Origin of the sequence: Rhizobium sp. WYJ-E13 (assembly GCF_018987265.1) — a bacterium.
Lineage (GTDB): Bacteria > Pseudomonadota > Alphaproteobacteria > Rhizobiales > Rhizobiaceae > Rhizobium.
In genome coordinates this window covers 2,143,766-2,170,304 of record NZ_CP076853.1, presented here as the reverse complement: position 1 = coordinate 2,170,304, position 26,539 = coordinate 2,143,766, and the positions used below count along the sequence as shown (strand labels likewise).

The window sequence follows — 26,539 nt, the reverse complement described above, 5'->3', positions numbered from 1 at the left end:
GACGACGCCAGAGATAATGCGAAAGGCGCCAATCCGCTGATATCGACAACGGCGGAGACATACTCGCATCCGCCCGAGCCGTCAGCGGCCGGTGTCATCGAGCCTATGCCGCATCCAGACATTCGGCTCCTCGTAACGGCCGATGTCGGTTTCGCGATCGGCGATCAGCGGCGCCAGCCCGCCCTCTACATGATAGGGGCCGGACACGGGAAAGCGCAGGCCGGTCCAGACGGTCCATTGCTCCAGCGGTGCCATGACGCGCATCGAACGCGGAGCGATCTTCACAATCCGGCCGCCGAGCTGCCAGTGCTTGCGCAGCCAGGGATCGAAGGGGGCGCTGTCCGGCGTCGTCCAGCCGATATAGTCCGTGAATGATGCCAGCGGATAGGCCGGCTTCCTCGTGGGGCGCACGGGGGCGACGAGCGCATCGAAGCCGACGTTCTTCGCATGTTTCTTCATATTGGCGATCAGGCGTTCGGCGAGATCCGAGCCGCGCACATCGGGCGTCACCACGATCGCGAGCGCGGAGAGGGCATTGGGCCTCTGCCGCGATGCAGCGGCACCGACGCCGTGGGTAAGGACCGCATCCCACCCTTCGTCGGGCAGGGAGGTTTCGTCATCGGGATTCGGCCAGAAGAAGGGAATGTTGTTCGATGTGGCAAGGACGCGTTCGTTCCCGTGGCCATCATGGCCGAGGGCAAGGAACTGGTGGCGGCTGAGTCCTGGCGAAAAGAGGCTGTTCCAATGTTTGACGATCGCCTCGTCACCGCCGATGAATTTCGGCCAGACGGCCGCGCCGAGTTCGGCAAAAGCCGGGATCAGGTCCGGCCGCTCTTCGGCGGAAACCAGGGTGACCTGACTATGGGCTGCTCCCAGACTTGCGGACATGTTCAACGTCTTCGATCTCGCGTGATGCCAAATGGCGGCGTGGAAATCTTATACGCGAGCAAGGACGTATCTCGAAGAGGGTATCAAGAGAGCGCCTGGCTCCGGCCGAAGGCGTTTCGCAAGGTCACCGGAGGAATTCGGCCCCCAACCCAGCGCTCTCTTGACGCTGCAATGATCGCAGCAGATGGTTGAGGCGGTGTCTTGCTATCTTTTCAGACGCCGCGCCAAGAGCGCGCCGGCATCGCCGATGACGATCGCCGGGATCAGCACCAGCGCCATGTCATTGATGCGCGGCGGCACATCGACGACGATGAGATTGAGGCCGAACCAGGGATTGAGGATCTGCACCATGTAGATCGCCGCCCACCAGAGGCCGAAGGGGATGACGATGAGCAGACGGCCGAGGCGGGTGGCGCTCCAGCGATCGGCGGCTTCGGCCACCGCAATGTCGCGGGCGGCCTCGATGCCCTTGATCACTTCCGCGGCGGCAAGCTTCTGCTGGTCGGTCTCGGCCGAGAGTTTCGCCTGATAAGCGGCGAGCAGCGGGCCGGTGAATTTCTCGATGATGCCGCCGAGCAGCAGGTCGCTCAGCCACTTCATTTCGCCCATCCACAGCGATGCGCCAGATAATACCAGCCTTCGGCTGTTGCCGCGATAAGTGCGCCGGAGGCAATCTGAAGCGCCATGGCGACATCGGGATCACGCGAGATCATCTCGCCGAGATCGGGCGCGATCAGCCCGCGGGTGACGAGGATGGCGGCTAGGTAACGCAAGAGAATGCGAATGAAGACGAGGGTCATGTCTGCTGCCCTTGATGATGATGGAGAGCGGCAGGATGAGGTGGGGAGAGTTGTCAAGCTGAACTCGGAGGGATCGCGATGTTCTTGAGATGCAAAACCGCCCACACCTCTGCCGGACTTGCCCTAAAGAAAGCGGGCGAACGCACCTGAGGCGATTGCCTTGATCAGCAGGCCGGCAAGCGGAGTCAGCACGATGGCGACGACGGCCCAGAGCGCCTTGCCGATGCGGTTTGCGAGCTTTTCGACGCTGCCTTCGATGCGCAGCAGGGCGGCGTTGATATGCGGCTGCTGCGCTTCCAGCGAGACGACACGTTCTTTCAAATCACCGATCCTGCTGTGGAGCTTCTCAAGCTCGTTGCGGGTTGTCTCATCCATGATGCCATTCCTTTTTGGCATCATGGATAGGGCGCAAACGGTTGAGATCGAAAATCACGGCTGGCCGATCCGCGCAAACCCGGCGTCCACCTTGCGGGGGATTTCATCGGCGGGCGACTCCGCCGCGAGACCGGTGGCTTCGAGGATCTCGGTGACATGCTGGTGGCCGATGCCGATGTCGCCTGACGGAGGGCGGATGGCCTTTACGAGCGCCCTGGCATCGCTCTCAGTGCCGGCAAGCGGCTTTTCCGCATCGCGGATGGCGGGCAGGGCGGCCATGACGGAATAGCCGGTGTGCTGGGCCAGGAAGGCCGGCCATGCAGGGCCGTTGTCGTGCCCGCCGATGGCGGCGGTAAAGACCATATCCGTCATCGCGAGCGCGGTCAGATCCATGGCGAGTGCAATGCCCTGCCGGGCTGCCGTGTCCGCATCCTGACCGGTGGCTTCGGCACCGGCCTTGAACTTTGCGGCGAGATGCGCGCCCAGCGCCTTGAAGAGCAGCAGGGTTTCGTTGCTGCCGGCATGGGCCGGGAACGGATCCACTATCGCCTGCCGCATGCGGGCATCGGCATGGGCAAGAGCCTTCGCTTCATCCCCTCCGAACTGGCCGATGCCATTGTTGTAAAAGGCAAGCCAGGCCGGTCTCTCGATGAGATGGTGTCGCAGCGTTCCCTCAAGCCAGCCGGCCATCGTCTCCCATGCCGTTCCGGCCTCAGCGAAAAACCCGCGGCTGGCCATGAGAGGCGAACGGCTGGCGACCTCCCCGATAATGCCGGGGCGGAAGGCATTCTGCAGCGCGGCCACGAAATCGCCCCTGCCTGAGGCGGCGATGATCCCGGCGAGCTGGCAGCGGCTTGAAAGCGAGGCCGCCAGATCATTCGCCAGGCTGACGGCGGTGACGTTCTTTTTTGCCAGGCGAGCCATGCGGCCAATGCGATCGGCGGAGCGCAATTCGCCGGCGCCCATTTCGCTGAGCCAGGCCTTCAGGGCCTCCAGATCAGCGGCACGGCCGGCCTCCTCGAAGGCTGTCTTGAGGCCGGCATCGTCAAGCAGGCGCCTTGCATTCGCGAGTGGCTCGCTGAATTCCAGGTCGTAGATGAGATGATTGACGTGCCGGTGCAGGACGGCGATGTCGAGATCGAGCGGCCGGGCGGCGAGGTCGACGCGGGACCTGCCATGACCGGCCTCGGTTGCGGATTTGGCGAAACGGCCGGCGCCAAGGGCCTGCGCCGGATCCGGTGCCGCATCGGCGGCATCATAGGCCAGCGGATAATAGCCGCCTTTCAGCGCCTTGCCGGCGATCTCGACGGAGACGGGCTGCACCCATTGCGGCGCGATGCCGGTCACACGCTTTTCGCGGGCGGCGATATCGGGCTCGAGGGCGGCGAGATAATCCCAGACAGACTGCACGAAGCCGGCATCGCGCGCATCGAGCGAGGCGAGCACGGCGGCGAGCCCGGCTTCGTCGAGCGCGCCTTGGATGCGGCCATCCGTCAGGCGCCGGCGATTGACCTCGTTGCCGGTGTTCAGCGCGATGGCAATAGCCTCCCATTTTGACAGGGACTGGCCGAGGGCCGGGAGATAGCGGGACGTTGCCATCTGGTATCGCTCCTCGCCGGAGTAGACATTGTAGAGCTCTTCCAGATCAGCGGCCGCCTTCTGTTTGCGCAGCGCAAGGCGGCTTGCTGCGGCATCGAGCGGCGCCTTGATGGCCCGGTGGGCTGGGCCGGCAGCGGTGGCGTCGAGCTCAAGCAACAGCGCATCCGCCGCACGGGCCGGATCGAGGGGAGGACGCTCGCCTTTGGCAGGGCCGGCCGGTCGCGGCCTTCTCAGGGCGCCGACGAGGCTCGCAACGGTCGCCTCGATATCGGCTTCGCGATCGGCATCGATCAGCTTGCCGGCGCGCCTGGCCGCATGTTCGAGATTCTTCAGCGCCGCGGCGACGGCGCGGAAGCGCTCCAGCGTGATCTCCTTGTAGGACTGGCGGCCGGAGCCGATCAGCACACTATCGGGAATGGCAAGCTCGTTTTCCCGGCCTGCCGCCTTCATGGCGAGACTATAGTTTCTGAGGGCGATGCGCGGATCATCCTGTCCGCCCGCCTGAACTCCGGTCTGACGATCCGCCCGGCCGCCGAGGCCGAAGCGGTCGAGCAGGGCGTCGATCGCGCCCGGATAATCGATGCGGCCATTGTCGCGAAGGACGGCCGCGGCGAGTTTTTCGCGCGTGGGGCCGCTTGCGAGGCTTTCCGCTTCGGCCTCGAATTTTTCCACCTCGCCGATAATGTCGAGGCTTTCGGCATAAATCGCGTGATTGAGAAGCTGGCGGCGTTTGGCGGTGATCAGCCTGGCGATACGCTCGTCCTGTCCGTGAGCGGCGGCGTCTGCATTGCCGGCAGCCTTGCGGCTTGCCCTCTCGCGCCAGGTCTCATCCTGCGCCAGTTCGTCACCCAGCCTGATGGCTTCGATAGCGGTACGCCTGCCGGCGGCGAGGAAGCGCGCGCCGTCCATGGCATCGGCCACCTCCATGCCCGCGGTTGCCGAGAGCGCATAGGCCCTGGCTTCGACCGCCGTCAGCCCGTCGCCCGAGCCCGCAACCTCGATGAGGGCCGCAAGCTCGGCCGCCAGCCATTCGGCCCGCCGGTCGTTGTGCACGGCAGCGATTGCCCGCTCTTCAGCCGAACCGTCGATCAGCATGTCGCCATGGCGCTGCAGCATCACGCGCTCGACTTCAAAGGCGATTGCGTCTTCGCGGGCAGGCGCCAGCGCCATGGCGGCGACCAGCTCGTCGCCGGAGCCGAGGCCGAAGAGGTCGGCGACGATATCCGGATCGAGCCCGCCGTGATCGGCATGGAGAAAGTGCTTGCTGCGGGGCAGGGCTTCGAGGATGCCCGCGCCATAGCGCGCCACGAGGGCGGCCTTGTCGAACCGGATGTCGCCTGATGGTGGCGGCGTCTCCTCATCCAGCCAGCGGCGGTTCGCCATCCATTCGATGGCGCGGTAGAGGCTGGTGGCGTCGATCTCCTTCTCCACCTCGCGCCGCACAGCAGCCTTCTCCGCCTTGTAAGCCTTCTGCCCCTCGCGCCGCACGGGCTCCATCATCTGGCGCAGAAGGCGGGCCTTCGCCTCCTGTGAGGCGAGCGCGCGCAGCTTCAGCAGGCGGTCGTAATGCGGCTGCGTCAGGCAGGCGGCTTGCGCATCGGCAAAGACGGGCGCTTCGCCGCCGACATCCTGCTGGGCCATCTCGATTGCGATGTCGCTGGCGAGCATCCGAAAGAAGATGGCGGCGACGTCGGGAGCGAGGGAGATGTCGAGGGCGACGAGGCGGCGATAGATGGAGAGTAGCCAGTCGCGGAACTGCTCGAAGACGCCGCGCATCTCGGGTGAGGGTGCTATGCCTTCGATCAGATAGGTTTCAGCGGCGTGAGCGAAGCGAGACTGCATGTCGGTATCGATGGCCGCGTCTTTCGCGGCGCTGCCGGTGGTGCCGCGATCGAGCGCGGCGAGCACGTCCTTGGCAGTGATCTTGACGCCGGATGCCGCGCGCGCGGCATCCGCTGCGATGGCGCGGGCGTTTTCGCGCCACCAGTTTTCGAGATGGGCGAAATCTTCGGTCACGATGAGGATATCGTGTGCTGCCATGTCCTGCATGGTTTGAAGGAAATAGCGGCTTGCTCCAAACAGTAGGGTGGAGAGATCAGGCTTGCGGAATATATCTAGGATCGCCAAGCCGTCGGTGCTGTTCGAAGCGTGGGGCGCGGCATCGAGATTGCGGTCTTGACGGCTAAAGACGAGGTTGGCTACCGGGGGAATTTGTGCTCCCGCCGTTTGGCTCTCGGGCAAAGTTTTGGCGGACAGTACTTCGCTATCGGCGGAATTGTTGGTCAGATTGGTCAACGGGAATCCTCTCGGGAAATCGGCAGGCGTTCAGGGCTGTTGGTGGGGGCTCGTGATCCTCAGCCCGTCTGGATAGCGCTGCGTGTTTCCGGAATTCGCGACGCGTCCCATCTTCTTCGCGGTGGGATCGGCATTGCGAGAATGCGAAACCGTGTAGTCATCGACCTTTTGGTTACCCACGTATCCAGTGGCGATGTAGGGGCCGTTCTGCTTAACTCTCGGATTGAGACCGGGCGCAGGCACGCCGATATGCGAAGCAAGGGCTTCGGAATGGTTGAGGGCGTCGGCGCCGAAGCGCATACTGTCCCTGAAGTCCGCATCCGCTTTGGAGGGGGTGGATTTGGCCAGGTAGTCGGCAGTTGGGATCTTCAGATCGCTGCCGGTATCTTTTGCCACCTGCATGGCGGGAGTGCCGTTCAGCCCGAACGAATCCACGCCTGTCGCCTTTTCATAGTTGTCCACACGTTCGGGCGACGTGTAGAAGTGCTCGACTTTGGTGCCTTTCAGCACTTCGGCGGTGTGCTCTCGATGCCCTTCAGGGTCGCGCTGGCGAAATTTCGACGACGCTGCCGTCGTCGCCATTTCTTCAAATTGCTGGCGGTCCTGAATGGCCGCTTCGGGGCGGGAGGCAGAATTGTGCGCAGAACCGCGCTTGCGTAGAAGCAGTTTCTCGCCGAGATCGATCAAGAGTTCCTTGCCCACACCAGCAAAACCGCCTGCGACGAACGTGTCCTTGAACTTTTCGAGGATCTCCTGCTTGGGATCGATGAAAAAGTGCTTGATGGTGTTCTGGGCGACGAGCTGAGTTGTCTGCGCTGCACCATCCTTGACGATTGTTTTGACCAAATGTTGCGCGACCGTGCTTATGGGAAGGAACTTCAGTGCTGACGATGCGGCTTTTCCGAACGGGATCAGATCGGCGAGCGCGGTCGGGGCGTAGAGCATGGCTGCCAAGGTCTGCTTATCCTCCGGCAAACCCGCTTCTCTCGCAGCAGCAGTTCCGTCTCCTGCCGCTCGCAACGATTCCACAACAAGGCCGCCAACAATGCCTGCGGTGCTTGAGGGGCCGAGAGCAATTGTCGTCCCGGTCGCAATCAGTGCCTGGCCAAAGGTTTCTCCGGACTGCCGGCCTAAACTGTTTTCGTATCCAGGCGCTGCGGGCAGCATCGTCTTACCGTAATCGGCGAGGCGTTGTCCTCCGGATTGCAAGGTTTCAGACACCCCTTGCAGCAAAGGGGCAAACCGCTGCTCGACATCGTCAGGTACCGTGTCCCCCGCCAACACCTCAGACATAACCCTCTGCGCAAGATCCCGCGGAAGGATGTTTTGCTGATCGATTTTCAAACGTAATAGATCGACCTCATGAGGTGATAGCGACGCGGCTCTGGCGATCTCGACCATGAGTGCCTTTTGCGCTTCCGACTGGCTGCTATTGATAAGCTGACCGGAGCCTTCCATTATGCGGCCACCACCTACAACGACACCCGTAGCTGTGCCCTTGCCCAGTTCCTTGAAATTTTGAATTCCGCTCTCGGTTGTTACAGTGGTGGACTTGGAATTCAGTACCGCATTTACTTCCTTGTCGGTGGTCTTTCCTTCCCGCACGGCATCCAGATAAAGCGTGCCGGTGCCCGCGTCGAACCAAGGCTGCGTTCGGACTTTTTCTTTGAGCACCTCGTACTCTTCGGGAGACAGCTTCTTCGCGTTACGGATCTCAGCAATGAGTTCTTCTTTTTTTCTATCGTCTTCGCTGAGACCGCTTTCGGCGGCGGAGGGAACGTTTTCCGCGGTGTCTGGCCTAACGGCATTTGAGGCTGGCGCCTGTTGCAGTGCCGCTGGGCTTACAGGGCCTGTAGACGGAGGAGTTTCGGGATTCGTGGATGAGGCGACCGGCTCCTTCGCTGGATCATCGAAAGCCTTCGGCACCTGGCCGAACCGCTGCGCCACCTCTTCGAAGGAAGAGAGGTTGTGGATATCGTCCTTCGCCAGCATCGCTGCAGAGGGGTTTTCGCGGAGCCAGCTTGCCGTCCGCGGCGACAGCGCCAGAATGCGTCTGTTACGTTCGGCGTCGATAATTCCCTGAAGAAGCTCGCGATTCCCTGGAAGCATCTGGGGAGGCGGGGCAAGGTTTCCGGTAACGCGCACATATGTGACCGCGAGATCTTTATCTTCCGCGACCTGATCTGGATTTTCATCCGAGGATTGAATAATGCTGCTCGCAGTAGCTGCGGCCTGCCGGTCTCGCTTCCGCGACGAGGCGTTATTGTCCTGCATGTTGTCCATGTCTGTCTCCCGTTCGGCCGAGAGACAGGGGTAGGTGCGCAAGAGTTGTTTTATAAATCGAAGGGGGAATGCCGGTGGCAAACGGGACTGATCTGCGTGGGGCTTCGGCCGGTGGCAAAGGTGGTATGGTATCGGGAATCGCGATCCTGGCGGCGGTCGCGCTGGTCTGCAGTCTGGTGCGCCGTTTCGTTGCGGCGACGGCCTATCCGCCGTCGGCAGGGCCGCGACTTATCGGCGAGATCATCGGCGGATCGCTGCCGTCGTTTGTCGTCGGCCTGATCGTTTTCTTCATCGTTCGCTTCATCAGGCGCAAAGGCCGCGATCGCTTCGCCGGCGTGCTGTCAGGTCTGATCGTCGTGCTCGCGCTTTCGGGCCTCGGCTATCTCGGTGACCTCAATCATCTGAACGATTTTCGGTAGAGACATGATGCGTCATGGCGGCAGAAGCCGGCTTGGGAAGAGATGGATAACGCACGAGGCAGAGGTGACGGAAGCGTCTGCGGGCGCCAGGGGTGGTCTGTGAGGAGCATGTTTTTGCGGAACTTCGCTCGTCGGCTGAGGGCTGCGGGTGTTGGCCTGTTTCTGTTTTTCCTGCCATCGGCTTCCCATGCGGCGGAGCCTGAAAATGGCGGGCCTGCAGAGTTCATATTCGGCGTGCAGGTAGGGGATGCCTATGAGAGCATTCTGTCGCAGCAGGGCTGGTATGCCTGCGATGTCGGAGAGCGGAAAAGCGTGTGTTTCGATGAAGTTGAGGTCGGCGATCAGATCGGCACGTTCCGGATCGGCATGCTGGATGGCCGCGCACTTTACGGAGAGTTCATGCCCTATCGCGCCGACAGCTTCTGGGAGATCATCGGTTCATCAGGCTTTTCCCATCAAAACGAGGATGTGCCTGTCAATCTTGTGACCAGGAATGTTACGATTGACATCGTCAAAGCTGTCCATGATCTGGGCGAGGAGGAGGCCAAGAAGCGGTTTTCCGGTTATCTGGCCAAGGACAATCAGAGCCTGCAGGCAATCAGATTCGTTGCTTCCCGAGCGACGAAGCCGCCGCGGCCGGGTGCTGCCTTCCCCAATGGCGATGCCTACCTCAACAGCCTGCCGGCCGGAATGTTTCTCGTCTCGGTCAGCAGGGCGGGGAATGTCACCATCGTCGTGATCTACCCCACGCTGGCAAGCGCGAGCGCGGCCTTCCCGCAATATTGCCGTGACGGCTGCAAGCGCTGGTCGCCGCCCGACCAGCGCTAGGGGGCCGAGCGCATGACTTCCAATCTGGGCTTCCTCTCCACACTCGTGCCCACCTTCATGGCGGCCTGGTTTGGGGCGAGATATTGGGCGCGGCTATTGCCCAAGGGACAGCTCTATTCGCTGCTGGCATTTTTTTGCGTGCTGACTGGCGTGATCCTTGTCTATGTGACGTGCATCATATGCCTCTGGCAGGCGGATCTGGCTTCTCACTCAACAAGCGATGAACGGACGGATTATCTGGGTCGGGGGCTTGGGTGGTCCGGTCTCATTATGATGATGGTCATCGTTTCGACAAACCGATTTCGGCTAAAATTTCACCCTCCTGGAGAGATCAGGCCTTCTGATGACGTGGATGAGAAACCAATCGACAAGTGGCATTTTTTGATAACCGGTCTCGTGGGATGCATAGTCTCAGGATTTGTGGAACTACCATCCGGCTGGGAATATGAATCTTCAACCGCTTGCGTGTATGCAGGTATGGTGCTGATCTACGGGGTTGGCGCGGGGCTTGCCGTGACCGGTCTTTTCCTGAAGTAAGAAGCATGCAATTCCAGCACAATTGCTGCACGGTCTGCCGGAATTGCCCCTGCCGCTTCAAAAGGATTCGCGGCTGTCGCTCCTCGGATCCCCCTCGATCTGGTGCGGCCGGTAGAGATCGCCCCGGGCGTTGCGCCGCCAGGGGCGGGCGAGATTGGCCGGGTCGGTGGCGATTTCGGCGATGGCGATGCCGGGTTTGCCGTCATCAGGGCAACGAGCGGCCCACTGGCCCTTGGGGCCGGCGATGCCGCAGGGGGCGATGACGCTTTGCGGCGCGTGGGCGGCGTAGCTCACCCAGAATGCATTGCTGGCCGCAACTCCCAGGACTTCGGCGGCGAAGGGAGGAGCGGCGGAGGGGACTTCGCCCGATGTGGAGAAGAGCACGCAATCGACGTCGAGCCGCTCATATTCGGTGAAGATCTCGTGATAGTGAGATTCTATGCCGGCAGCGCAGCCGAAGCGCATACCGTCCACCTCGAAGGTGACGGGGATCTTGCCCGGCGAATACATGAAGGAAATCTTGGTGTGGGAGAGCAGGCGCTCGTCATAACGGGTCACCAGCTCGCCCCGGTCTGAGATGACATAGAGGCTGTTATGCGGCCGGTGCGGCGGGGTCAGCCTGTGCGGCGCGCCGAAGACCGTCCAGAGCTCCAGCCTCTTTGCGAGCCTTCTCGTCTCCTCCAACTCCTCGCGCAGGACCTCCCATTGGTAACGGCTCCAGTCGGCAGCGCCGATCTCCCTGGGGCCGGTTTCGGAAAGGAGGCGCTTGCTCGGAAAGCAGAGCGTTCCCTCGGGGAAGTGGATCAGCCGGGCGCCGGCCTTGCTCGCCTGGCGCATCAGGTGGCGCATTTCGGCGCCGTTGGTGCGGAATGCCGCGGCATCGCATGGGTCTAGGCAAACAGACGTTTGGGCGACCGCCAGCCGCAGGGATTTGCCGGCAGGCTCATCCGTCGGCTTCTTGCGGATATGGCTGAGGGCTGAAGTATAGGATTCGCCGGTTTTTGCGGCGCGGGCGCGAACCCTGCGTTTGAGATTTCCGTTCTGGGTCATTGTCTGGCCTCTCCGTCACGGACGCATGTTCCCCGGCAACCACGCCCGAGCGATCGGACCAAGGTCTTCGAACCCGAGACGGAAGTCCCTTTGCCTCCGTTTTGAAGATCCTGCCGGGGAGGATCGCTGGAGGTTGGGCGCAGGCCACGCCTGACGAGAAAGATGTCGATGCCTTGGCGATTCGTCAATCTGGGGAGGGGCCGTAATGTGGGCTTCGAAACGCGGCAGGTGATCGGCCGCGTTTCGTTCCTTCCGTAGAGTCAGGCGCCTTTCGCTGCGGCAATGCCGTCGAGTTGCGCCATCACATCATCAGACAATTCGATATCGGCCACCGCGAGGTTTTCTCTGAGGTGGCCGCGCGAGGAGGTGCCGGGGATCAGCAGGATGTTGGGCGCGCGCTTCAGGAGCCAGGCGAGGGCCACCTGCAGAGGCGTGGCGCCCAATTGGGCAGCGACATCGGAGAGCGTCGAGGACTGCAGGGGCGAGAAGCCGCCGAGCGGGAAGAAGGGCACGTAGGCGGTGCCTTCGGCGGCGAGCTTGTCGATCAACGCGTCATCGTCGCGGTTGGCGAGGTTGTACTGGTTCTGGACACAGACGATCTCGGTGATCCTGCGGCCGTCATCCACCTGTTTTGCCGTGGCATTCGACAGGCCGATATGCTTGATCAGGCCTTGCCGCTGCAACTCGGCGAGAACCGTGAGCGGCGCTTCGAGCGAGCCTTCGGCCGGGCCGTGCACATCGAACATGGCGCGCAGATTGACCACCTCGATCACGTCGAGGTCGAGGTTTTTCAGGTTGCTGTGGATCGCCGCGGTCAGTTCTTCCTTCGAGAAGGCCTGATACCAGGAGGCGTCAGCCCCGCGCAGCGCGCCGACCTTGGTGACGATGACGAGGTCGTCGCCATAGGGATGCAGCGCTTCCCTGATGATCTGATTGGTGACGTGCGGGCCGTAGAAATCGCTGGTGTCGATATGATCGACGCCGCTTTCGACCGCCTCGCGCAGCACGGCGATGGCTTCGTCGCGATCGCGCGGCGGGCCGAAGACACCCTTGCCGGCGAGCTGCATCGCGCCATAGCCGAGCCGCTTGACCGTGCGGTCGCCGAGTTTGAAGCTTCCGGATTTTTCGACAGTTGACATGAATTCTGGATCTCCGATTGAAGGCAATGAGGAGATAGGCCTCTAACATTGCTGCGACAATTGGCTATAATCCGGACGGGCTGTCCGGCATCGAGGACAATTAACGGAGACTGGCACATGAAGCAGGGTACGCTCGACATCGGCGATGTCAGCGCCTTTCTGGCCGTCGCAAGAGCCGGCGGTTTCCGCGAGGCGGCGCGGGCGAGCCATATGAGCTCGTCGGCGCTGAGTGATGCGGTGCGCCGGCTGGAGGCGGAACTTGGTGTCAGGCTCTTCAACCGCACGACGCGCAGCGTGGTGCCGACCGAGGCCGGTCGCGGGCTGATGGAGCGGCTGGGTCCTGCCTTCGGCGAGATCGATGCGGCGCTCGATTTCGTCAAGGATTTCCGCGATCGGCCGGCCGGCTCGCTGAAGCTCAATGTGCCGGTCAGTGCGGCGCGGCTGGTGCTGCCGCGCATCGTGCCGCCGTTTCTGAAAGCCTATCCCGACATCCGTCTCGAAATCGTCACCGAGGAGAATTTCGTCGATATCATCGCTGCCGGCTGCGATGCCGGCATTCGCTACGACGAGCGGCTGGAGCAGGACATGATCGCCGTACCGATCGGCCCGCGGGTCCAGCGTTATGCCGGGGGCGCGTCTTCAGCCTATCTCGCGGCACATGGCCGGCCGGAGCATCCGCGCGATCTGCTCAATCACGCCTGCATCCGCGGGCGGTTTGCCGGCCGCGCCATTCCGGTCTGGGAGTTCGAGCGCGATGGCGAGATCGTCAGGGTCGATCCGCCAAGCCCGCTGATCGTCCAGAATGGCGGCGGCACGGATCTCGCCGTCGATGCGGCGGTCGCCGGAACCGGTGTCGTCTTCACCTTCGAGGATTGGCTCAGGCCCTATTTTGCAAGCGGCGCGCTGGAGCCGGTGCTGGAGGACTGGTGGGAGAGCTTTTCCGGCCCTTTCCTCTATTATCCCGGCCGGCGGCTGGTGCCGGCGCCGCTGCGCGCCTTCATCGATTTCATCAAGGCGATGCCGCGAGAGGGTTGAGCGGAGATCACCGGCGCGCAACGTGGTAGAGTGGGCGCGGGCGATGCATTCGCCGCATCGCCGTCATCATCATCATCAACACCATCGTCGTGACGATGGGAGGGGGAAGATCATGAGCAGCGCAAACACTATGACCGGCAACGGCACCAGCGAGATGAAGCTGGAGATCATCGTCGTGCCCGTTTCGGATGTCGATCGGGCCAAGGCATTTTACGGCGGGCTCGGCTGGCGCCTCGATGCCGATTATTCCTCGGGCGATGACTACCGGGTGATCCAGTTCACCCCTCCGGGCTCAAACGCATCCGTCATTTTCGGGAAGAACGTGACACCGGCGGCACCCGGCTCCGCGCAAGGCCTCTATCTCATCGTTTCCGACATCGAGACCGCCCGCAAGGAGCTACGCGAGCGCGGCGTTGAGGTCAGCGAGGCCTTTCATCCCGAAGGTGAAGTCTATAGCGGCCCCGACGTGCCCTATCTTTTCGGCCGGCGCCGGGTCAGCGGCCCCGATCCCGACAGAGGCAGCTACCGCTCCTTCGCAGCCTTCAGCGACCCTGACGGCAATGGCTGGCTCTTCCAGGAAATCACCGCCCGGCTGCCCGGCCGCATCACCTCCGACCTCGCCGCCTTCGGCACGGCGAAAGACGTCGCCGCGGGATTGCGTCGGGCGGCAGAGGCGCATGGCGAGCATGAGAAGCGCAATGGCGGAAAGCACGACGAGAACTGGCCGGACTGGTATGCGGAATACATGATGGCCGAGCAGACGGGCAAGCCGCTGCCGCTGTGAGTGTGATTGCCGGCCAGTGACTCTCAGTGGGACCGGTTTGGCCGGCTCCACATGCTGTCACATCCGGTTGCCGTCACACTTGCTCGCCGTTACAGGGGCCGAAACTCGGCCGCCCATCGCCAGAGGTCGTCCATCTGGTTCGGCGGAATGCCCATGGCGACAGCCAGGAGATCGATGCGGGGATCTTCGCGGGAATAATCCTGCGCATCCTCGATCATGATGCGGATCGTTTCCTTGTCCTTGAACGAGATATCGGCCATGCCGCCGACGGTCGCGAGGATATCTGCCTTGACGATCGGCGGCTCGAGTTCGAGTGCCGCGAGCCAGAGCTGCCATTTCTTGAGGGGCGGGAAGCGATCTTCTCGGCCGAGGGGGCCGCGAAGGTATTTCGCAATCGCGGGCTCTTTGTCATCATGAGCCACGAGGATCATATCAGGCTGATCGCGGAAGAATATTTCAAGGATGGTTCCGACGCTGTCGTAGCGAACATACACTGTTGTCATGCAAATAGCCTCTTGCAGGTGTAATCATGCCAGCCGCAGACGAAGACGGAGGCTGCGCAGGCCGTGCTTGTCACCGCGGCGTATCTCCAGAGCTGGCCATTGACATTGCTGCGTGCCTTGCCCGCAGCCGCGCTCTGGTCGGGATAATCGTTGCCCGAGCGTGACCGGCACCGCACCTGATGGGCGGCACCGGTGGTGTAGTTTGCGGCAGCAGCATCCGAAACGATGCCGATACAATCCTGCCCGGGGGCTGCGACGACAGTGTCGATCTGCACCGAGACATCGACACTCAATCCCACGGGAATATTGCTCGGTATTGCCAAGCCCTGCACATTGGCATTGGCGGTAAACCACGCGTAGGTGTCGGTGTTGACCTCATTGCCGGTCTGCCAGAACGGGACGACGTTCCCCGATGAATTGGTGAGGATCAGGCCAACGCGGCTTCCGGACAGGCATTCCCAGCCGACCGGCTTCGTGACACCTGCCTCTGATGCCGACAGCGACATCACGAAATCCGTAGTGCCATCCGATGCCTTCCTGATGGCATAGAGGAAATAGGTCTTTGACGGCTGCACGGATCCCGTGTCGAGCAACTGAACAAGCGTCTTTGCCGTGGCAATGGCGGCCTGATGTTTCTTGCCGCCAAAAAAACCCATGCCTGGGCCGATGGTGACGGATGAAGCCCCGACATAGGCCGGGATGAATCCGGTAAAAAAATCGAAGCCGGTGGCAATGCAGACGTATTTGACAACACTGCTCGCCAGAACCTTTTTCAGGGCCCAGCCGTCAGCACTGTCGGCAATGGCGAATTCGTCGCTATCTGTGATGTCCGCTTTTGCGGCGGAACTGTGAAACATTCCGGCGATGCCGGCGGCAACCGAATCGTAGAGTGCGAGCGTTTTTCGATACCAATGAAATGAAGAGAAAAGGCCGCCCGAGCCTGGGATCTGAACGTCTTCCGGATTGTTCGCATAGGCGGTCGAGAGATTGGCGCTTGCGTTTGCGGCCGCCGCTGATTGCGCAGCTTCGTTGGCCTTCTGTCCAGCAATTTGCGTGAGGTCCGCAACGGCAGGAATATCATCAGCTATGCCAGCGACTGTTTCCAGATATTGCGCCACAGCCGCGACGGCTTCGATGGCTGCTCCTTTGTCGCTCAGCGCCAGCACATTGGAAATAAGCTGGTCGATGGTGGCGGAATCATAACTCGGTGGAATGGTAACGGCGCGGGCCGCCCGTTCCTTCAATTGCTGAAGTCGCATCACGATCAGGTCGAGCGCCTGCTCGACGGTTTCGGCATAATACGCGCCCTGGTTTTCCAGATCGGTTTCCTGCGTGAATGGCACGTTCAGCAGCAGCGTTATCTTGCTGCCGGCGGCTGGGGCAGGGGTGATGACGGCGCTTCCGCCGCCATCGTTTCCAACGCCGGTTACTGTGTAGTCGGCATCCAATACAAGGATCGTATCCGCGCCGGAGGCGTCCGTGCGGATCACCTGCAGATGTTGCGGTTCGAGGATCTTAAATTTGTATTCGAAGGCTGTGGTGGTGCCGTCCCCGCTGTAGGGGCCGGACCGATTTGTCTCGGTTGAAATTGTCATAGATCACGCCTCTGGTTTTGGTGACCATAGGCGCAAGAAGGTTGTCGGGCTGATGTGGTGAGTAGAGACCAACGCCATCGGGCGCGGGATTATGGACTCCGTATCTCGCAGCCGGAGTTACTGTGTTATCCCGATACAAGGAAAAAGCCGCCCGAACGGCGGCTGGTTTTGAGCGCATCTGTGGGCAGGCGGATTAGTGTAACCCGCTACTTTGTGAGGATGTAGCAGTGGAACGCGTTGGTGGGGTTATCGCGGGTCTCGGTAGCGGCGAATGGCAAGGCGAACCTCTTTAGCGATTCCACCCATTCAGTTTTCACGTCAGCAAGTTTGTCGGCGGGGATGGCTTCAACAGCTTTCAGGAACGCGGGGAACATTGGCCGGAAGCCGATATCCCAAGCCTGAATGATGTGTTTCGACAGGTGTTGAGAGTGATGATGTACCTTCAAACCCGAGGCATTAAAAACGTCCCGCCACTGCTCGTCGCTCGCGGCCTGCTTAATGTTGTCGCTCAGTCGGCCACGATCAATTCCGTCAAGCCAACCCCATGCTGGGTTCTTAGTCTGTACGAATAGGCGGTTGAAAAAGCTGTATTCGGGAAGGGTCGTGTTTGGCAGCATCAGACACAGCCGCCCGCTAGGGCGCAATATTCTGGAAAGCTCGCCAAGTACTTTCGCAGGATCTTCCAGCCAGTAGACGATATTGGAGAAGATCGTATCGAAACTTTCGTCCTCGAAAATCAGAGGCTCGTTCCCGTCGCCAGCCACCGTCTCAGTATAGAGACCCAATCCGGCCGCCTTTTTCAAAAGATTCGGCTTGTGATCGAAGCCAACAGAGATTTGGTAATCCGGTCTTTTGGTCACCAATGGCGCGTAGCTGTCATCGTAGGCGTCGAATACGTCGACTTTCTCATAGAAGCGATCAAGATTGGCGGTTTTCTGAAAAGCATCAAAGAGCGGATCGAACTTTCCACCGGCCCTGATGAAAGAGAACAAACCGTCACCGCACCCGAAGTCGAGCGACTGGCCAACGAACTCGAAGTCGCGCATCGCTTTGATGTCCAGGTACCGCCAGAGAGCGGTTTCCGGCCGAAGCCAGAATATATTCAGCAGTTGATTGAAGCTTTCGTTCGACATAAGGCCCCGCAGATAATGCAGATTGGAGACAAGATCTTTCGACAAGTCAGAAATCCCTATTTCATTGATGCCTTCTCGGATAGCGAAAAGATCGAAAGCTGTGACGTCGTAACCACGTCTTCCGCGTTGGGAGCTTGTCAGCGCGTCCGGGACAAAGGTTGATCGCCAACATGGCGCGGAGCGTTGGCCAAGGATCATCGTTTAATTGAGGGGTAAGGCGCGGTCATGTACATTTACTGCAGGCGGACCAGTGATGCATCCATCCCCTGGGGATCATCCCCCTTCTTCGTTGCTCTTCTGAAACAAATCTGCAATCGGTGAGCGGCAACGAGGGGATGATGGGAATGGACTTATTTGCCCGCTTTAGACACAGGCGACACCCGGCTGTTAACATGGATGGAGTCGCCACGTTTCCGTTTGGGGAAGTCCAGGAGAAGGCGGACAGTATTGAAGGCATGATGTCTGCCTTTTCGATGCAGTTGATGGATTCCGTGCTTGCGTTTCAGAAGGCGACAGGTGTCACGGGCAGCATTCTGGAGTTTGGGGTTTTCAAGGGACGATCAGCGGCTGTGTTGAGCGCCCATGTTCAGCCTAAAGACAAGTTCGTTCTGGTGGACGTTGAGCCGTATATGACTGCGGAGACCGCCGCTTCTTTCTTCGCCAAGCCGGATTTTCACCTGGGGAGATCTGAAGAATTCGCGAAGAGCTACGACGGGTATACGTCGTTGAAGAGGTCAGTTCGGTTTATGCATGTTGATTCCACGCACTCCTATCGGGGTACGCTTGAAGAGATGAAGCTTGCCGACGCGCTGCTCGCGCCAGATGGCGTGCTCTGCCTGGACGACTACGCGAACCTGAATTATTCGCAGATCCTGCCGGCGGTTTACAAATATCTGTACCGATCATGGACCGATCTCAGGGTATTCCTGGTGACAAATGACAAATGCTATATTTGCCGCCGGAAGCATTTCGATTTCTACGCCAGTTTCGTTCTAAATTCGCTCGTCGAGGAGATGAGGAAGCGGGGAAACAGCAACATCACCCTCGCTCGAACAGATATCGATAGGGAATATCGCGCGTTTTATCTTCGTGAGAAAAACTTCGCCGGAGAAGAAGACCATTACGGTCAGGCAATCTACGGACATTTCTACGAGAAACCATAGCGGTCGCCGGACGGCAGACCATACGCCCGCACATCGCTTCTGGATTGTATGCAAAACCTGACATAAAACAGGGAGGTGCAGCAATCGGCGTGGTGTGAGGGCAATGATGCGATATCGGACGATCGTTTCCGTCAGGCCGCTTTCGTGGCCGGGGCTTTTCTTGGCGCTGCTTTGCCTGTGCCTGTCGCTGACGCCGAGCCTCATGCCCCGGTCTTGGTTCGTGCAGGGTGCCCTGTCGGGCACGAGCGCTGCGGTCGGTTATTTCTGTGGCGTCGTCCTGCAATGGCTCTGGATCTATCTCGAGATCCCGTCGTTGCGGTTCAGCCCCGGATGGATAGTGCGATCGGTCGCGGTCATAGCCGGTATGCTGATCGCCACGTTTTTCGTGTGGCAGGCGTCATCCTGGCAGAATTCGGTCCGGGCGTTGATGCAGCTTCCGCCCAATGCAACGATCGAACCCTTCCTGCTGATCCTCACCGCAGCCGTGGTCTTCATCCTTCTCATCGCGATCGGCCGGCTTTTCAAGATGATGGTGCTTGCGAGCTATGAGCGCGCCAGCCGTATCGTTCCCAGGCGGATTGCCGCCCTTGCCGCGATCCTGATTTCGGCCTTCGCCTTCTGGACTGTCGTCGACGGCGTGCTGTTCCATGTCGCGTTGCGCGTCGTCGATTCCTCCTTCCGGGAGGCCGATGCGCTGATTGACGATGATACGCCGATGCCAGACGACCCGGCCAAAACGGGAAGTGCGGTCTCGCTCGTCAACTGGGAGGAGCTCGGACGACGGGGTCGTCATTTCATCACCTCTGGCCCGACGCGGGACCAGATCGGCGCGTTCCTGAACTCTCCCGCAAAGGATCCCATCCGGGTCTATGTCGGCCTCAACAGCGCAGACAATGCCGATGCGCGCGCAAGCCTGGCGCTTGCCGAACTCAAGCGCCAGGGCGCATTCGAGCGATCCTCCCTGATCGTCGTCGTGCCGACGGGAACCGGCTGGGTCGATCCGGAAGCTCTGGATACGGTCGAATATCTGCTGCGAGGGGATGTCGCCAGCGTCGCGATCCAGTATTCCTATCTCAGCAGCTGGCTGTCACTGATGGTCGAGCCGGAATACGGATCCGATACGGCAAGGGCGCTGTTTCGGGAAATCTACGGCTATTGGCGGACGCTGCCGCGCGATCATCGCCCGAAACTCTATCTGCATGGCCTGAGCCTCGGGGCGCTGAATTCGCAATCATCCGTCAATCTCTTCGAGGTGTTCGACGATCCGTTCCAGGGGGCGCTGTGGAGCGGGCCGCCCTTTGCGAGTTCCACATGGTCCTATCTGACCGCAAACCGTAATCCGGGATCGCCGGCCTGGCTGCCGCAATTTCGCGATGGCAGCATGATCCGGTTTTCCAATCAGTGGACGTCTGCCACCACTGCCGGTGCCGCCTGGGGGCCGGTCCGCATCGTCTTCCTGCAATATGCCAGCGATCCCGTCACCTTCTTCGACTGGCGGGCGCTCTATCGGGAGCCTGTGTGGATGAAGGGGCAGCGCGGCCCCGACGTATCACCGCATTTTCAGTGGTTTCCGATCGTCACCGCCCTGCAGCTCGGCTTCGACGCCATGATCGCCACAACGTCGCCGCTGGGCTTCGGGCATGTCTATGCACCGCAGCATTATATTGATGCGTGGCTGGCGGTCACGGGCCCCCCCGGCTGGTCGGCTGAGGAGATCGAGCGGCTGAAGCAGCATTTCGAGAGTGCTCCGCCGATCGAAGTGAGTGATTGATCGGGATCGGTCATGGCTCGAAACGAGAGGCTTTTCCTACTGCATCAGGTCAGCGATTAAGAATAAATAGCTCATATTCATACGCAATTTCTCCAGGCGTTGGCTGCTTTCCGTTGCGTTTCTTCAGGTCCGCCTCGATCGCCAACCTCAGATCCCGCGGAATATCCTGGTACTGCACGGTGATGTCGTAGGTCGCGTCGTTGGCGCGGCTGTTGGCTTCGAAGAGATAGGCCGGCTGCTCGCTCGCCGGCAGGCCGCGGCCGTGGGCGGGCGTGCTGATGACGATTGGCAAGAGCAGGCGGTTGATCATTTTCTGGACGTCGCTCTGGGTCGGGTTCTGGCCGTTATGGGTAGTTTTGAACTCGTCCATCTGGTCGACCAGCATGGTCTGGAATTGGGCGGCGCGGCGGGGAGCGTCGCCGGATGAGAAGAATCCGGGATTGGTGTTGATGAGGCCGAGGCCTTCGAGCTGCGGGCGGGCGAGTTCGAAGGCGGTCTTGAGATCCAGGCTTTCAAGGCGGGCCTTGCGCTGGTCGCTGAGGGCCATCTGCCGCCAGCCGGTGACCTTTTCCCAGTCCTTGTCGGAGAGTTTGGCACGGTATTCGAAGAGGTCTGTCCGCGCGAAAGCAGCCGGGTCCGTGGCGAATTGCGTCTGGAGATCGTAGAGGATCTGCGGGTCCGTGGTCGGCTGGCCGTAAGCACGGACTTTTTCCTTATAGTCGAGGAGCGTCGTCATGCCCGCCGGCCCAATGGCTTGGCGGTAGGGAACCGGCAATGTCGTCGGATCGAAACTGGGGTCCGCGACGACTTGGTTGTTGGCCCATTCCTGCACCTGGATGCGCTGAGCGTCGATCGCCTTCTTCTGCGAGATCACATAGCCGCCGAGCTGCGCTTCGGTGGCGGCGCGCAGGCCGGGGTCGGTGATCCGGTTGAGGCCTTCTTCGAGCATGCGCAGGCCGTCGGGATTGTAGTTCGGCAAGGCCATCGTCCTGGCATCGACGGTGCCGGATGTGCGGAAGCCGACCACCCGGCTCGGGGCGTGGGCGGAAAGCGCGGTTTCGCCCGCACGTCGCGGATCAGGACCGAGAACGATGACGTTGCCGTCGGCATCGTAGCCGCGGAAGAAACCGATATAGCCCTTGTCGTCATTGCCGTCGCGGGTGCCGCTCGCGATGCCGGCCTTTTGTCCCGGGCCGAGGACAACGAGGTCGCCCGGGCGGGGTGTTTCGGTCGGCAGGCCAAAGCGCAGAAAAGCGCCGGAGCCGAGTTTCACGGCCTCGATGGTCGTGCCGACCGGACCCATGGTGCCGAGAACGCCCTGGGCCAGCGTAGCGAGCCAGTCCTTGAGCGAGGGATCGACCGAGGTTCCGGCGGCGTTTTTCACGAAGCCTGCCAGCGCAACATCGTCCTTCGCCTTGCCGGGGAAGGCGATCGTGTTTGCGACGGTGCGAAAATCTTCCGGGCCGCTCGGCTGGCGGGAGGGGGCCTGAGCCGCGGTGGTTTGCGGGCCTGTGGCTTGAGAGACAGCGGTTTGAGATCCCGTCGTCGGCGAGCCGGCCAGCCGGGTGTCCGCGGTCTTGTCGCCGGCGTCCTTGGCGTCAAGACCGCTGATTTTCGTGCTCGCTTTGGTGGGCTGCGCGGCGGCTGCTGGGCTGGCACCGCCGGCTGGCGGCGTAGTGCCATTGGCGGCTGTTGTCTGGCTCTGCGGTGCACCGGGCGAGGGGGCCGTTCCGGTGTCCGTATCCGGCGCGCCGGTATAGGTCGGCGCAAGGCCGGCGATGATGTCGGTAGCGTTGTGCCTGGCCTTTTCGGCGGTGACGGCGGGGTCGAGCGTCGTCAGCAGTTCGGTTTTGGCGGCGGGCAACAGGCCGGGGGCGGATTTGACATATTGCTCGGCCTTGATGGGGCTTTCGTTTGCCATCTGCAGCACGACTTTTTTCGTCGTGTCGGAGACATATTGCGCGCGCTCCTCGTCGAGCCTTTCCTGGCTCCAGCCCTGCAAATGGCCCTGATGCTCGATCTCGGTGACGCCCTTCTGTATGGCGGCCGTCACCTTGGCGGGATCGCCATAGGCGGCGACGGCATCCTCGGCCGAGGATTTGATGCTCTTCTGCGAGGTCTCGGCAAACCACGCCTTGCGCTGGTCGAAGGTGTGGCGGATCGTGCTGTCCAGCAGGGTGTTCATGCTGGCGCGGCTGGCCTCTTCATAGCTGCGGGCAGCACCCGGCGTCAGGCCCTTGCCGAATTCGGCGCGTTTCTGCTCGACGAGCTTTTCGAAGGCGGTACGGCCTTCTACGGCGGCCCGGCCGGTCAGCGTCAGGAAGCCGTCCTTGCCGTAAAGCGCCCCGCGTTGCCAGTCGGCGAAATTCGTCTGGGCATCCTTGGCGGAATTGGCATTGTCCAGCTGCTCCACCTGCACCACGGCGTCGCCGAGCGTGCCCATGCCGGTCGCAAGGCCCTGCATGCCCTTGCCGATCGCCGAGCCGAAGGCCTCGGCATCGGCCTTGACCGTAAAACCCTCGGTATATTCCGGGCGAAGCGCGATATGCGGCTGCGTATCCTGATAGGTCGGAACAGTCGGCATTCTTCACCTCACTTGATATATCCAAGCGAATTCGCCTGGCTGTAGACCTTGCCCGTGCCGCCGAGCACGGTGCCGAAAGCTTCGAGATAACCGCCCTTGACGGCGGCGTCGGCGCGCATGCGGTCCAGCTTGGCGCTGGCCAGCTGATTGGTGCCCTGCATCTTGTAGCCATAAGCCTCGCGATAGGCATTGGTGCGCACGTTCAGCGCATCGATCTCGCCCATCTTGGCGGTATCGACGATGGTGTCGAGCGGCGAGCCGAAGGAGAGGTCCACGCCGTTTGCGGCGATTGCGGCGCGCTGCCGGCCTTCGAGCTGCGCGGTCTGCAGGCGCTTCTGCTGCTCTTCCTGCTTGCCGCGCTCGATCGCGTCCTTCGCCTGTTTGTCGGCGATCTGCGCATTCATTTCGGCGACCTGGGCGTTGTATTTGTTCGCCTCCGCCGTCGCCTTTGCCTGCTGCACCTGGCCGGCGGCGCCGAGCAGCGTCGAGCCCAATGTCAGCGCTAGACCAAGATCACACATCTGCTACTCCCATTTCGAATAACCGGAATTGATGGCCATTGATCTCCACCGGCTCGAACAGCCGAAAACCCAGCCATTCGAGCCAGCGGAGCGAGACCATGTTGCGGGCATCCACGACGTTTCGGAGCAAGCGATAGCGGCTCAACAGTTGAGCCGGCCAATCGCGCGATATCCGCAGGAAGGCGCGGAAATTCTCTTCGACCGCATCCGTGCCGAGCAGCCAGGGCGCGCCGATGCCGGTCAGGATATTGATATCGCCGACACCCCACATCACCTCCGGCCGGCCATTGAAGAGCGCGCTCCAGGCAAGCGAGGAATGGCGGTAGGAGAAGGAAAGCGCCGAGGTCGGCGAGCGTCCGGAGGCGGCGAAGACCTCCTCGCTATCGGCGCGGCGCATGCGCCCGGCAATCTCTCTGATATGGCCGGGCCGGGCGGGTACGATGGCAATCTCAGCGGCCAAGGGTGACATCCGGCATGATGGAGAGGATCGTCATCGGCAGCGGGTCGAATTGTTTTACCCACATGGCGCCGCTGGTATTCCAGTCCCAATAGGGGGTGATGGTGAGATCGCCGGTATAGAGGCTGATCGCCTCGTTCCAGTTTTCATCGCGGCGCTGCTTGTATTCCACCAGCACATTGCCATCGCGCTCGCCATCGGCAGGACCGGTGAATATGCCGCGGGTATTTTCCACCCGGAAGGTCACTTCGGAGACGGATTTCGAGCGACCCTGCACGGTGCCGAGGCCCTGCACCTGGCCGACATCGAGATCGAGCGTCTGGATCGCCGCCGTCACCGGCAGGCCGATATGGATTTTCGAGGCCGCGTTCTGCAGCCGCACGGCTCCGCCTGCGACGGTGAGATTGCGCACGACATTGCCATCGGCCAGCGCCACGACGGATTGGCCTTCGAGATGGCCGAGGCCGGAAATGGTCGTGGCCGGCGGGCCGGAATAGGTCAGCCCGCAATCGACGAAGAAGGCGTCCTCGACATCATCGAAGGCGCGGCTGTGCAGCCGTTCGATATAGCGCTTCTCAGTGCCATTGATCGTGCGGCGCACGATGAAATAGGGCACGTCCTCGCCATTCTCCTCGATGACGGTCACATCCTCGAAGAAGGCATCGGCACCGCTCTCATGGCGGGTCCAGGCCCAGACATCCTGCTCCTTCATGTAGGTGAGCGAGACCAGCGCACCGTCATCGAGCACCACCCAGACGACGGAATCCGGCGCCTGCGCATAATCCCAGGCCGATATCTCGCGGCCCTTGAAGAGGTGGCGGGCGAGGATGGTCAGATCCTTCCCGACATAGCTGTCCTGCGTGTAATCGTAGGAGAAATCGCGCACCACGCCGCCAAGGCGCTGGGCAAAAAGCACCGTATTGCCGACGACAATCGGCTGCACCTTGGCGGCCCCACGATAGCCCTGGTTATCGAGCTTGATGGCGGAGGGCGAGATCGCATCGGCGGCCGAACCGCCGGTGACGATCCATTCGGAACCCGACGTCAGCAGCAGCAGGCCGCGCACAGAGATCATCGAGCGGATCTCGTTCACTTGCCGGGCGCGGATGCGGAAGGTCACGGCGTCACTTGCCTTGGCGGGCGAGGAGACGCCGAAATTCTCGTAATTGGCGGATTGGCTGAGCCAGACGGCCTGTGGGTCGTTTTGCGTCGAGGCGAAGGCGAGGCGCTGTTCGATGAAGGTTACGCAGCGCGGATAGTCGCCCGCAGCATTGAAGGGGTTGCGGCCCGTCTGCGGCGTATCGGAGAGATCGGGCGTGATGTTCTCGTCGTCGAAGGTCAGGCCCGTCGTGCCGCCGACATAGCCGAAAATGCCGTTGTCGTCGCGGTAGACGATGTAGCGCGCCGCACCCGAAACCGCCGCCCAGGTGACACGGTTGATGCCGCCCTGGATGGCGAGGTCGTTGACGACGGCACCGGCGTTGGACGGCAGGCTTTCCTCGCCGCTGTCGGCCACGGCGGAGACTCGATAGCGGTATGTGGTTGCCACATAGCCCGGCTTGCCTGATGTATCGCCGGGCTTGGTGACGGAGGGAGTGCCTGCGGGCGGATTGATCAGCGGCTTGAACTGAACCGTCGTCAGCGTCCAGTTGCTATCGGCGAGACGCCCGAGTTTGCGCACGGGATGATTGACATGGCAGAGATAGAGCACGTCGGCTTCCTGCACGAAGACGAGGTCCTGCACGTCATTATCAGTATAGGCGGTCACGACCTCGTAGGGGGCCGCACCCGACAGCACCAGGCCGCCATCGCGGAAGATGCGAATATATTGGTGGCCGAATTCGAGGATATAGGTCTGCTCGGTATTGAACTGAAAGCGGATCAGCCGGGCCTGTTTCGAACTGTCCTTGATCTCGTGGATGAATTGCAGCCCGGCCCGGTTCGACACACCGCCATGCGGATGGACGAAGACGTTCAGTGCCGTGCGCAGGCCGCTCTGGTATTTGGTAAGATCGACGCGGGCGCCGAGGGCCGGCGAGAGTTCACCGGCTGTGAAGGAGGGCTGGTAGGCGCGGAAATCAGCCATGGGCGCGCACCGCAATCAGCTCGCTGACGAAATTCTCGCTGGTGTGCCTTACCTGATTGGCCTCGGCCTGTTCGGCGGCCCGCTGGCTGCTTTGGGCGAGCGCCATCGCATCGGCGCGGATCTTCGGATCGCGCGTCAGCGGCATGGCAAGCCGCACGGCCAGATGCCAGGAGAGCGCCTCGAGGAAGAGCGGCGCATATTTCGTCGGGTCGGTCAGGCGGCAGGTATAGCGCAGGAGTGCGGGCGAGAGGTCGCAATAGAGCCGGTCGCCCTCGAGCGCATAAGCATATTGCATCTCGCGGCCGGCCTCGTCGAGATCGGGGTTGAGCGTCTCCGGCAGCGCTGCGGCATCAGCGGAATATCGCGGCCTGATCCAGCGGATCTGCAGGCAATCGGCCGGCCGCGCATAGGAATGGCGCCAGACACCCGGCTTGTCATTGTCGAGCGCGCCCAGCGCCAGCGTCCTGCCGGCCGCAGCCCAAGGAAAGGACTGCAAGAGCACATCGCGCGTCTGCGCATAGAACTGGTTGCAGGCGCGTGCTTCGGCGCTCTTTTCGGTGAGATCGTTGATATTGTCCTTGCCGATATTGGAAAGGGCGAGATTGCAGATAGAGACAACGGTAGCCATGAACCAACCTCTTGAGTTGGGGTAGGGCTAACGTGGAGATGGTTGTGGGGGTGAAATCTCTCCTCC

23 protein-coding genes are annotated in these 26,539 nt (G+C 61.5%); 7 read left to right on the top strand and 16 right to left on the bottom strand.

Translation table 11 applies throughout. The annotated features are described in order from the left end of the window. Positions 1–81 precede the first annotated feature (81 nt). From KQ933_RS10955 to KQ933_RS10930, 6 genes are all read right to left on the bottom strand, one after another. The gene (locus KQ933_RS10955; protein ID WP_216758795.1) at positions 82–888 is read right to left on the bottom strand and encodes a hypothetical protein; all 807 of its coding nucleotides are present in this window, start codon (positions 886–888) and stop codon (positions 82–84) included. 204 nt (positions 889–1,092) lie between these two features. Continuing rightward, a complete protein-coding gene (locus tag KQ933_RS10950) occupies positions 1,093–1,488 on the bottom strand; it encodes a hypothetical protein (protein WP_216758794.1) in 396 nt (131 codons plus the stop codon). Continuing rightward, positions 1,485–1,688: a hypothetical protein gene (locus tag KQ933_RS10945; protein WP_216758793.1), complete on the bottom strand. Its 204-nt coding sequence runs from the start codon at positions 1,686–1,688 to the stop codon at positions 1,485–1,487. The genes KQ933_RS10950 and KQ933_RS10945 overlap by 4 nt, the downstream gene beginning before the upstream one ends. 123 nt (positions 1,689–1,811) lie before the next feature. Next, the gene (locus tag KQ933_RS10940; RefSeq protein ID WP_216758792.1) at positions 1,812–2,063 is read right to left on the bottom strand and encodes a hypothetical protein; all 252 of its coding nucleotides are present in this window, start codon (positions 2,061–2,063) and stop codon (positions 1,812–1,814) included. A 54-nt stretch (positions 2,064–2,117) separates the two neighbouring features. Continuing rightward, positions 2,118–5,957 (bottom strand): hypothetical protein, encoded by a 3,840-nt coding sequence (locus tag KQ933_RS10935; RefSeq protein ID WP_216758791.1) that lies wholly within the window; start codon positions 5,955–5,957, stop codon positions 2,118–2,120. Between the two features lie 30 nt (positions 5,958–5,987). Further along, positions 5,988–8,240 (bottom strand): hypothetical protein, encoded by a 2,253-nt coding sequence (locus tag KQ933_RS10930; RefSeq protein ID WP_216758790.1) that lies wholly within the window; start codon positions 8,238–8,240, stop codon positions 5,988–5,990. Positions 8,241–8,314: 74 nt separating this feature from the next. On the opposite strand from KQ933_RS10930, the gene KQ933_RS10925 reads away from it, so the two are divergent. The 3 genes from KQ933_RS10925 (at position 8,315) to KQ933_RS10915 (ending at position 10,024) form a co-directional block, all read left to right on the top strand. Beyond that, complete coding sequence (locus tag KQ933_RS10925; protein ID WP_216758789.1) at positions 8,315–8,659, top strand: hypothetical protein; 345 nt, start codon at positions 8,315–8,317, stop codon at positions 8,657–8,659. Positions 8,660–8,773: 114 nt separating this feature from the next. Continuing rightward, positions 8,774–9,487: a hypothetical protein gene (locus tag KQ933_RS10920; RefSeq protein WP_216758788.1), complete on the top strand. Its 714-nt coding sequence runs from the start codon at positions 8,774–8,776 to the stop codon at positions 9,485–9,487. Between the two features lie 12 nt (positions 9,488–9,499). After that, positions 9,500–10,024 carry a hypothetical protein gene (locus tag KQ933_RS10915; RefSeq protein ID WP_216758787.1) on the top strand — a complete coding sequence of 175 codons (525 nt, stop codon included), beginning with the start codon at positions 9,500–9,502 and terminating at the stop codon, positions 10,022–10,024. Between the two features lie 57 nt (positions 10,025–10,081). On the opposite strand, the gene KQ933_RS10910 is transcribed toward KQ933_RS10915, so the two are convergent. Beyond that, the gene (locus KQ933_RS10910; protein WP_216758786.1) at positions 10,082–11,074 is read right to left on the bottom strand and encodes a carbon-nitrogen hydrolase family protein; all 993 of its coding nucleotides are present in this window, start codon (positions 11,072–11,074) and stop codon (positions 10,082–10,084) included. A gap of 260 nt (positions 11,075–11,334) precedes the next feature. Further along, complete coding sequence (locus tag KQ933_RS10905; RefSeq protein ID WP_216758785.1) at positions 11,335–12,213, bottom strand: aldo/keto reductase family oxidoreductase; 879 nt, start codon at positions 12,211–12,213, stop codon at positions 11,335–11,337. Between the two features lie 117 nt (positions 12,214–12,330). Between KQ933_RS10905 and KQ933_RS10900 the strand changes: the two genes are divergently transcribed. Together KQ933_RS10900 and KQ933_RS10895 are read left to right on the top strand one after the other, a co-directional pair. Next, on the top strand, positions 12,331–13,248 hold the full coding sequence (locus KQ933_RS10900) for a LysR family transcriptional regulator (protein WP_216758784.1): 918 nt from the start codon (positions 12,331–12,333) through the stop codon (positions 13,246–13,248). 112 nt (positions 13,249–13,360) lie between these two features. Next, positions 13,361–14,032, top strand: coding sequence for a VOC family protein (locus KQ933_RS10895; RefSeq protein ID WP_216758783.1), 672 nt, complete (start codon positions 13,361–13,363; stop codon positions 14,030–14,032). A gap of 89 nt (positions 14,033–14,121) precedes the next feature. Here KQ933_RS10895 and KQ933_RS10890 read toward each other — a convergent pair whose 3' ends face one another. The 3 genes from KQ933_RS10890 to KQ933_RS10880 form a co-directional block, all read right to left on the bottom strand. Then, positions 14,122–14,535 carry a hypothetical protein gene (locus KQ933_RS10890; RefSeq protein ID WP_216758782.1) on the bottom strand — a complete coding sequence of 138 codons (414 nt, stop codon included), beginning with the start codon at positions 14,533–14,535 and terminating at the stop codon, positions 14,122–14,124. Beyond that, on the bottom strand, positions 14,532–16,130 hold the full coding sequence (locus tag KQ933_RS10885) for a hypothetical protein (protein WP_216758781.1): 1,599 nt from the start codon (positions 16,128–16,130) through the stop codon (positions 14,532–14,534). Before KQ933_RS10885 ends, KQ933_RS10890 begins: the two co-directional genes overlap by 4 nt. 206 nt (positions 16,131–16,336) lie before the next feature. Continuing rightward, positions 16,337–17,308 carry a class I SAM-dependent methyltransferase gene (locus tag KQ933_RS10880; RefSeq protein ID WP_367882515.1) on the bottom strand — a complete coding sequence of 324 codons (972 nt, stop codon included), beginning with the start codon at positions 17,306–17,308 and terminating at the stop codon, positions 16,337–16,339. Between the two features lie 299 nt (positions 17,309–17,607). On the opposite strand from KQ933_RS10880, the gene KQ933_RS10875 reads away from it, so the two are divergent. Both KQ933_RS10875 and KQ933_RS10870 read left to right on the top strand, forming a co-directional pair. Then, a complete protein-coding gene (locus tag KQ933_RS10875) occupies positions 17,608–18,426 on the top strand; it encodes a class I SAM-dependent methyltransferase (protein ID WP_216758780.1) in 819 nt (272 codons plus the stop codon). Between the two features lie 103 nt (positions 18,427–18,529). Further along, positions 18,530–20,197 (top strand): alpha/beta-hydrolase family protein, encoded by a 1,668-nt coding sequence (locus tag KQ933_RS10870; RefSeq protein WP_253958319.1) that lies wholly within the window; start codon positions 18,530–18,532, stop codon positions 20,195–20,197. 49 nt (positions 20,198–20,246) lie between these two features. On the opposite strand, the gene KQ933_RS10865 is transcribed toward KQ933_RS10870, so the two are convergent. From KQ933_RS10865 to KQ933_RS10845, 5 genes are read right to left on the bottom strand one after another with little or no spacing between them, the layout of a single operon-like run. Beyond that, complete coding sequence (locus tag KQ933_RS10865; protein WP_216758779.1) at positions 20,247–22,781, bottom strand: hypothetical protein; 2,535 nt, start codon at positions 22,779–22,781, stop codon at positions 20,247–20,249. A gap of 8 nt (positions 22,782–22,789) precedes the next feature. Next, on the bottom strand, positions 22,790–23,302 hold the full coding sequence (locus KQ933_RS10860; protein ID WP_216758778.1) for a hypothetical protein: 513 nt from the start codon (positions 23,300–23,302) through the stop codon (positions 22,790–22,792). Further along, positions 23,295–23,771, bottom strand: a complete 477-nt coding sequence (locus KQ933_RS10855) for a hypothetical protein (RefSeq protein ID WP_216758777.1) — start codon at positions 23,769–23,771, stop codon at positions 23,295–23,297. The genes KQ933_RS10860 and KQ933_RS10855 overlap by 8 nt, the downstream gene beginning before the upstream one ends. Then, positions 23,752–25,845 carry a hypothetical protein gene (locus tag KQ933_RS10850; protein ID WP_216758776.1) on the bottom strand — a complete coding sequence of 698 codons (2,094 nt, stop codon included), beginning with the start codon at positions 25,843–25,845 and terminating at the stop codon, positions 23,752–23,754. Before KQ933_RS10850 ends, KQ933_RS10855 begins: the two co-directional genes overlap by 20 nt. Further along, on the bottom strand, positions 25,838–26,473 hold the full coding sequence (locus KQ933_RS10845; protein ID WP_216758775.1) for a hypothetical protein: 636 nt from the start codon (positions 26,471–26,473) through the stop codon (positions 25,838–25,840). The genes KQ933_RS10850 and KQ933_RS10845 overlap by 8 nt, the downstream gene beginning before the upstream one ends. Positions 26,474–26,539 lie beyond the last annotated feature (66 nt).

Bases quoted from the DNA above. Each gene is read 5' to 3' on its own strand.
- KQ933_RS10905 (WP_216758785.1), bottom strand. From the start codon at position 12,213: ATGTCAACTGTCGAAAAATCCGGAAGCTTCAAACTCGGCGACCGCACG.
- KQ933_RS10885 (WP_216758781.1), bottom strand. From the start codon at position 16,130: ATGACAATTTCAACCGAGACAAATCGGTCCGGCCCCTACAGCGGGGAC.
- KQ933_RS10865 (WP_216758779.1), bottom strand. From the start codon at position 22,781: ATGCCGACTGTTCCGACCTATCAGGATACGCAGCCGCATATCGCGCTT.
- KQ933_RS10875 (WP_216758780.1), top strand. From the start codon at position 17,608: ATGGACTTATTTGCCCGCTTTAGACACAGGCGACACCCGGCTGTTAAC.
- KQ933_RS10915 (WP_216758787.1), top strand. From the start codon at position 9,500: ATGACTTCCAATCTGGGCTTCCTCTCCACACTCGTGCCCACCTTCATG.
- KQ933_RS10850 (WP_216758776.1), bottom strand. From the start codon at position 25,845: ATGGCTGATTTCCGCGCCTACCAGCCCTCCTTCACAGCCGGTGAACTC.
- KQ933_RS10955 (WP_216758795.1), bottom strand. From the start codon at position 888: ATGTCCGCAAGTCTGGGAGCAGCCCATAGTCAGGTCACCCTGGTTTCC.
- KQ933_RS10930 (WP_216758790.1), bottom strand. From the start codon at position 8,240: ATGGACAACATGCAGGACAATAACGCCTCGTCGCGGAAGCGAGACCGG.
- KQ933_RS10895 (WP_216758783.1), top strand. From the start codon at position 13,361: ATGAGCAGCGCAAACACTATGACCGGCAACGGCACCAGCGAGATGAAG.
- KQ933_RS10890 (WP_216758782.1), bottom strand. From the start codon at position 14,535: ATGACAACAGTGTATGTTCGCTACGACAGCGTCGGAACCATCCTTGAA.
- KQ933_RS10950 (WP_216758794.1), bottom strand. From the start codon at position 1,488: ATGAAGTGGCTGAGCGACCTGCTGCTCGGCGGCATCATCGAGAAATTC.
- KQ933_RS10945 (WP_216758793.1), bottom strand. From the start codon at position 1,688: ATGACCCTCGTCTTCATTCGCATTCTCTTGCGTTACCTAGCCGCCATC.
- KQ933_RS10900 (WP_216758784.1), top strand. From the start codon at position 12,331: ATGAAGCAGGGTACGCTCGACATCGGCGATGTCAGCGCCTTTCTGGCC.
- KQ933_RS10860 (WP_216758778.1), bottom strand. From the start codon at position 23,302: ATGTGTGATCTTGGTCTAGCGCTGACATTGGGCTCGACGCTGCTCGGC.
- KQ933_RS10870 (WP_253958319.1), top strand. From the start codon at position 18,530: ATGATGCGATATCGGACGATCGTTTCCGTCAGGCCGCTTTCGTGGCCG.
- KQ933_RS10845 (WP_216758775.1), bottom strand. From the start codon at position 26,473: ATGGCTACCGTTGTCTCTATCTGCAATCTCGCCCTTTCCAATATCGGC.
- KQ933_RS10940 (WP_216758792.1), bottom strand. From the start codon at position 2,063: ATGGATGAGACAACCCGCAACGAGCTTGAGAAGCTCCACAGCAGGATC.
- KQ933_RS10855 (WP_216758777.1), bottom strand. From the start codon at position 23,771: ATGTCACCCTTGGCCGCTGAGATTGCCATCGTACCCGCCCGGCCCGGC.
- KQ933_RS10910 (WP_216758786.1), bottom strand. From the start codon at position 11,074: ATGACCCAGAACGGAAATCTCAAACGCAGGGTTCGCGCCCGCGCCGCA.